General features: G+C 67.6%; 6 protein-coding genes and 1 pseudogene. 5 read left to right on the forward strand and 2 right to left on the reverse strand.

The annotated features are described in order from the left end of the window. A pseudogene (locus tag BIV23_RS44640) lies at positions 1-255 on the reverse strand (hypothetical protein); the annotation flags it as partial. 565 nt (positions 256-820) lie between these two features. On the opposite strand from BIV23_RS44640, the gene BIV23_RS44645 reads away from it, so the two are divergent. From BIV23_RS44645 to BIV23_RS44660, 4 genes are all read left to right on the forward strand, one after another. Beyond that, positions 821-1,252, forward strand: a complete 432-nt coding sequence (locus tag BIV23_RS44645) for an Rrf2 family transcriptional regulator (protein WP_071386725.1) — start codon at positions 821-823, stop codon at positions 1,250-1,252. Positions 1,253-1,358: 106 nt separating this feature from the next. After that, positions 1,359-1,775, forward strand: coding sequence for a nuclear transport factor 2 family protein (locus BIV23_RS44650; RefSeq protein ID WP_071386726.1), 417 nt, complete (start codon positions 1,359-1,361; stop codon positions 1,773-1,775). 240 nt (positions 1,776-2,015) lie between these two features. Beyond that, positions 2,016-2,462, forward strand: a complete 447-nt coding sequence (locus BIV23_RS44655; RefSeq protein WP_071386727.1) for a nuclear transport factor 2 family protein — start codon at positions 2,016-2,018, stop codon at positions 2,460-2,462. A 105-nt stretch (positions 2,463-2,567) separates the two neighbouring features. Next, complete coding sequence (locus BIV23_RS44660; protein WP_079173816.1) at positions 2,568-2,978, forward strand: DUF4142 domain-containing protein; 411 nt, start codon at positions 2,568-2,570, stop codon at positions 2,976-2,978. 71 nt (positions 2,979-3,049) lie between these two features. Here BIV23_RS44660 and BIV23_RS44665 read toward each other — a convergent pair whose 3' ends face one another. Further along, on the reverse strand, positions 3,050-3,253 hold the full coding sequence (locus BIV23_RS44665; RefSeq protein WP_071386729.1) for a hypothetical protein: 204 nt from the start codon (positions 3,251-3,253) through the stop codon (positions 3,050-3,052). Between the two features lie 103 nt (positions 3,254-3,356). Between BIV23_RS44665 and BIV23_RS51320 the strand changes: the two genes are divergently transcribed. After that, positions 3,357-3,639, forward strand: a 283-nt coding sequence (locus tag BIV23_RS51320) for a hypothetical protein (RefSeq protein ID WP_218161936.1), incomplete at its 3' end; no start/stop codon positions are given.

Here is a 3,639-nt window from a genome sequence, read left to right on the forward strand (position 1 = left end):
GACCGCGACGGTGGCGCCCATCGCCTGGGGAGTGATCTGCTCACGCCTGGCCAGTTCCGCGGTGGTGACCGCACCCAGCCGTTCGAGCCGAGAGAGTGCCGTCAGCTGCGGGCCCGTCAAGTCGCCCTCGCTCAGCGCTTCATGACTGCGGCGCCTGAACGCGCCGATGCTGATCCGCAGCCGCGTGGCCACCCCGATCAGTGCAGGGTCCGGCTCAAGGTTTTCGGCGCGGTCGTCCGATACTCGTGGAGTCATATTAGAAGGCTAGCCTTGCAAGCTTGGCTTTGCAAGGCTAGCATTCCAAAAGGTCAGGGCGGAACGCAGACTTCTACCGCCGATGCGGCGCCGCCGCGTCTTCCCCTGGCGGTTGTCATCGGGTCCTCGGCCGGGGAGACACTTCGCCCAAGGGTCCTGTCATGCCCTGTGGGCAGTACAGCCGTTGGACCAGCACCGACAACGTCGACACCTCGCAGGCGGGCGATCCAGCCGCCGCGGTGGTGACCATCCGCCCGGCCCGGCGGCACGGTGCTCGGCCCCTTCACCGCCGCTGGCCAGGACGCCGAGAACGCTGCTCAACGCCGGCCGTCCGGCACGGGTCGTGGAGCTGTGCGACCTGTACAGCGACCGCCCGCAGTTGCGCGACCCGTTCCCGGCCGGCTCGCAGTACGCCGGGCCGCCCGTTCTCGACTCCGCCCTGTGAGCGGATCCGCGTGCGCATCCAGGCGCTCGGCTCGGGTTCGCCCTGCAGAGACTTGCCGCATGCCGTTGTAACAACTATGGTTACGATGAGGTCGAAGGGTCGAGGGAGGTCGAGTCCGAGGTGAGTGCCAACAGCAGGCTGACCATTGCGGCGCATGCCCTGACGTGGATCGGGCTGTATCAGCGTCGCGGTCACGAGGTCGCCAGCTCCGAGCAGATCGCGACGAGCGTCAACACCAACCCCGTGGTGATCCGCCGCCTGCTGGGCGAGCTGCGCAAGGCCGGCCTGGCCGATTCACGGCGAGGTGCGGGGGCGGGCTGGATGCTCGCGCGGGACCTGGCGGCGATCACTCTGCTCGACGTCTATCAGGCGATCGAGCCGGGACCGGTCTTCGCCCTGCATCGCGCGACACCGGACCCCGAGTGCGTCGTGGGCCACGGCATCGGGCCGGCAATGACCGCCGTGTACGAAGACGTGGAGGCCGCCCTGTGCAGGGAGCTGGCCAAGACCACGCTGGAGGACGTACTGCGGGACATCTTGAAAGCCGCCTGACCTCGGACCGTCGACTTCCCCTGATCGAGGGGAGTCGCATTCCACGCCCACGGATGTAACCAAAATAGTTACGTCGATGAAGAGATAGAGGACAAGGACAAGGACGATGACAACAGACACTCAGACCTCGCGGACCGTGGCCGAGAAGTTCCTGGAGCGCCTCGGCCGGCAGGACCGCGACGGCATCCAGGAACTGTTCTCCGAGGAGATCGACTGGTATGTCCCCGACAGCACCGCGCTGCCCTGGACCGGGCGCCGCACCCGCCGGGAGGAGGTCGCGCCGTACTTCACCACGATGTGGTCGCACTTTGCGCCCGGCCAGAGCAAGGTCGTGCTGGAGCGCTTCATCGTCGACGGTGGTGACGTGGTGCTGCTGGCGGTCTTCACACACACCGCCGCGGCCAGCGGCAAGGAGTTCACCACACCGGTCGCCATGCACCTGGCGGTCGAGGACGGCCGGATCGCTCGCATGCACCTGTACGAGGACACGCTGACCGTCGCCGAGGCGTTCAACGCCGGCTGAGCGGAGGGCACTCAGGGGCCCCGGGCAGCCGGGCATGTGCGCAGAGGGTCAGCCGAGACACGGCCGCAGCTGTCGGCGGTTCTCTCTCCCCGGTCGCGTACAGGCGTCCCCAGTCGTCAGACCAGGTGGTGCCATGCCTCGCACTCCTCGACGGGCCGACGCGACTCCTCAAACGAATCAGGTCGAAACGGTGCTCCATGGAAACCATGAGCATCGGCAACACGGAAAGCGGAACGAACAATGAACGAAAACGACCTCCACGCGCAGCGCGAAGCAACAGCCATCCAGTACTTCCGCCTGGTCGATGCCGCCGATCCGGCACTCCTCGAACTCTTCGCGGACGACGCGCAGATGTTCTTCCCGAAGTTCGGAACCGCCAAGGGCCTGGCGCAGATCGGGGCCTTCGCCCAAGGCTTCGCCCGGGGCATCGCTGACATCGAGCACGACATCGCGCACTTCAACGTCCTCACGTCCGGCGACTACGTCGTCGTCGAAGGGTCCGTCAAGGGAGAGACGACATCCGGTGTGGAGTTCCCCGACGGAACCTCATCCTTCGGACTCTTCTGCAACGTGTTCGAGTTCCAGGGCGAAAAGATCAAGAGGCTCCACATCTACGAAGACCCCGACTTCGCAGGCACCCACACAGACGGAGCATCCTGGGGTCAGTCCGTACGTGACAGCATGTAGCCGACACGACCTGTTCGTGACTGCACCGAGGGGACCGATGGGCTCCGCTCTCCCTCCGCGCGTCAGCGGCCAGCCAGATTCCCCCGCTCGGGCCACTTACAGCTCCTGACCGCGGCCCACCAGGGAAATCTGTGGGAGATCACGACCAGCCAGCAGGCTCAGAGCACCGCGACCACCGCCTGCGTCAAGCGGGTGAGCGCCGACTTCATCCGCGACCACCGCGCCCTTGACGCCGGTGTCGTCAAGGCCGCGGCAAGGCTCGGCGTGGCACTGCCGTTCGGGCAGACGGGCGCGCAATTGAGGCAAACCGCTGCCCTCAAGTCCCTCGCCGGCACGCCGGCGTACGATGCCGCGTGGCTCAAGGCCCAGTACCCGGCCCACGTGCAGACCCTCGCGCTCGTCGACAAGGTGATCGCCTCGGGTACCAGCCCGCTCGTTAAGTCCCTGGCCAAGAGCGCGCGCCCGGTGGTCGCACGCCACACCCAGATGGTCAACCACGGCGTGTGTCAGGCGTAGACGGCGTCAACGGCAACGCCGACCTGGAACGCACTCTCGTCCCCGACGCCACCCGGCCCCGTGCCGGTGGGTCAGCTCAGTCCGCTGACGGTGCCGTCGAAGATTCCGTTGGCGACGGACAGGGCGTAGCCGTCGCCGTCGCTGTAACCGGCCGCGAAGTTGTCGTCGTGACCGTGATCGCCGGTAAGGCCACCCCCGGGGCCGTGGCTGCCGCTGAAGGAGACCGAGGTGATCGAGGGCTGCGCCGCAACGCCGGCGGTAGTCGAGCGAGGCATGGCTGAACTGGTCGACGCTGATCCCTCCGGCGCCGTACGGACATTGGAGGCGGCGCTGGCCTGATGACGGGGCCGTCCTCGGGCGGAGCTGCGGGAGATCGAGGTGGAGGAACTGGAGGCAGCGCGGCTGGCCCGTGGCGACACCGCCCGGGCGGTCGCGGCCCTGAGCCAGTCGGTCACGAGGTGCTGGTGCTGGACAACTGCGGCGGTGGAGCTGCTGTTCGGCCGAGTGCGCGCCCATCGCGCGGGCTGGACCCCCACCGCACACGATACCGACGCGGCCGTCGCCGTCTGCACCGCGCTCGGCGGGCTGCCCCAGGCGAGCTTCGATGGCCGCCGCGTCGGGGACGTTTACCCGACTGGTCCGGTGGAAGAGTCGAGTCCAG

It is taken from the genome of Streptomyces monashensis, assembly GCF_001866665.1.
GTDB lineage: Bacteria > Actinomycetota > Actinomycetes > Streptomycetales > Streptomycetaceae > Streptomyces > Streptomyces monashensis.

What these genes read in the sequence shown, in the direction of transcription:
- BIV23_RS44650 (WP_071386726.1), top strand. Translation starts at nt 1,359, where the DNA reads ATGACAACAGACACTCAGACCTCGCGGACCGTGGCCGAGAAGTTCCTG.
- BIV23_RS44655 (WP_071386727.1), top strand. Translation starts at nt 2,016, where the DNA reads ATGAACGAAAACGACCTCCACGCGCAGCGCGAAGCAACAGCCATCCAG.
- BIV23_RS44665 (WP_071386729.1), bottom strand. Translation starts at nt 3,253, where the DNA reads ATGCCTCGCTCGACTACCGCCGGCGTTGCGGCGCAGCCCTCGATCACC.